The sequence below is a fragment of the Pseudomonas sp. P5_A12 genome, assembly GCF_056400685.1.
The window spans coordinates 1-1,743 of the sequence record NZ_JBFUKU010000541.1 but is presented as its reverse complement, the minus strand read 5'-3'; the positions used below and the strand labels follow the sequence as shown (position 1 = coordinate 1,743).

Here is a 1,743-nt window from a genome sequence, read left to right as displayed (position 1 = left end):
GACTATCTCCTAGCGCTCTCCCATCGGAGCAAGTGGGTAAGCGGCAAAAGTATGAAATTCACCACATCAAGCCAATCAGCGAGGGTGGTTCGGTCTACGACTTAGATAATCTTCAAGTATTGACACCAAAGCAGCACATCGAAATCCACTCCAAAAAAGGAGAAAAACAAGATGAACTTTAAAAACAAATTTGAAGAATATACAGAATCTGAATATATAAGCCTTATAAACCGATTAGTTGTAGGGGATTACTCATCAGAGAAAGAACATGACGCAATTGTTGACAATATCGTAAGCACTTCAGAACATCCAAACGGAACAGGCATCCTGTATTACCCTGAACCGGGTGTCGAAGACAGCCCTGCCGGCGCATTAGAAGCTATAAAGCAATGGCGAGCTGCCAACGGAAAGCCAGGCTTCAAAGCAGAACCATAAAATCTGAAAAAGGGAGCATGCGATCACGCATACTCCCTTTACATCATTTGATCACAATGAATACTTCTGCAAATTCCCCATCATTTCCTTCAGCGCTTCAATATTGTCCTTCGGATGCGCCGCGCCCTCAAAATCACAAATCTGTTCCCACTGCGCTGCCACATCTTCTGGCGAGAACCCCACCCGTGGATCGAACCCGGCACCCAGGCTGCGTTCCCAACGCACCTTGCCCATCCAGCCGCCACCGACTTCAAACAACCCGGAAGTCTCTTTGCAATTTTCACTGGCCAAATACACGACCAACGGGCTGACCAGTTCCGGTTTAAGCTGCTCGAACACCTGCGGCGGGATCAGGCCTTCGGTCATGCGAGTACCACCGGTAGGTGCGATGGCGTTGACCAGGATGTTGTTCTTGCGGCCTTCAATGGCGAGTGTGCGAGTCAGGCCGTAGAGGCCGAGTTTGGCCATGCCGTAGTTGGACTGGCCGAAGTTGCCGTAGATGCCCGAAGTCGACGCGGTGAAGATCACGCGGCCATAGTTTTGCTCACGCATGTGCGGCCAGGCGGCGCGAGTAACCTTGTAGGCACCTTCGACGTGGACGCGGTAAACCAGGTCCCAGTCGGCATCGTCCATTTTGTGGAAGGTTTTGTCGCGCAGGATCCCGGCGTTGTTGACCACTACATCGATACGACCAAAAACATCGAGCGCGTGCTGGACGATTTTATCGCCGTCAGTGACGGAATCGTGGTTGGCCTCGGCAATCCCGCCGGCCTCGCGAATCTCGGCCACTACGCGGTCTGCTGCCGACGCGTTGGCGCCCTCACCTTGCGCCGAGCCGCCGAGATCGTTGACCAGCACTTTGGCGCCCTGTTTGGCGAACAGCAGCGCATGTGCCCGACCCAGGCCGCCGCCTGCACCGGTGACGATCACGACTTTATCTTCGAAGCGCACAGACTCATTCATGGGGGAACTCCAGCAGGCCAAGGGGACAATGAGTCCGAGTGTCAGGCACGGCGCTGCCGGTCACAATGAACAAGGGTCGGGCTGAATGGTGCCCGATAAGGCTGGGGGATAGTCAGGAACAGGCGGCCTTGCGCGGAGGCAACGCCAGGCGATCACGAAACTCCAGATAGTGCTTGAGTACCAGCCCCGGCGCTTCGATCTGGGGATAATGGCCAATTTCGGCCAGCAGGATCGTGTCCGGATGGGGAATCAGTTCGCGATAGCGCGCGACCATGTGCGCACCGGAAATCGGATCGACCTCGCCATCAATGACGCGCAACGGCACTTCACCGCGCTGCATGGCGC

4 protein-coding genes are annotated in these 1,743 nt (G+C 55.1%); 2 read left to right on the top strand and 2 right to left on the bottom strand.

Translation table 11 applies throughout. The features are described from left to right. Window positions 1-182, top strand: a 182-nt coding sequence (locus AC1DSG_RS30915; protein ID WP_477794257.1) for an HNH endonuclease signature motif containing protein, incomplete at its 5' end; no start/stop codon positions are given. Beyond that, on the top strand, window positions 172-435 hold the full coding sequence (locus AC1DSG_RS30910) for a bacteriocin immunity protein (RefSeq protein WP_477794256.1): 264 nt from the start codon (window positions 172-174) through the stop codon (window positions 433-435). The genes AC1DSG_RS30915 and AC1DSG_RS30910, both read left to right, overlap by 11 nt. 51 nt (window positions 436-486) lie before the next feature. On the opposite strand, the gene AC1DSG_RS30905 is transcribed toward AC1DSG_RS30910, so the two are convergent. Together AC1DSG_RS30905 and AC1DSG_RS30900 are read right to left on the bottom strand one after the other, a co-directional pair. Continuing rightward, window positions 487-1,398: an SDR family oxidoreductase gene (locus AC1DSG_RS30905; protein WP_477794255.1), complete on the bottom strand. Its 912-nt coding sequence runs from the start codon at window positions 1,396-1,398 to the stop codon at window positions 487-489. 112 nt (window positions 1,399-1,510) lie between these two features. Next, window positions 1,511-1,743: alpha/beta fold hydrolase (locus AC1DSG_RS30900; RefSeq protein WP_477794254.1), on the bottom strand; the 233-nt coding region annotated here is incomplete at its 5' end.

Coding starts and splice junctions, on each gene's coding strand:
- AC1DSG_RS30910 (WP_477794256.1), top strand. CDS start 172: ATGAACTTTAAAAACAAATTTGAAGAATATACAGAATCTGAATATATA.
- AC1DSG_RS30905 (WP_477794255.1), bottom strand. CDS start 1,398: ATGAATGAGTCTGTGCGCTTCGAAGATAAAGTCGTGATCGTCACCGGT.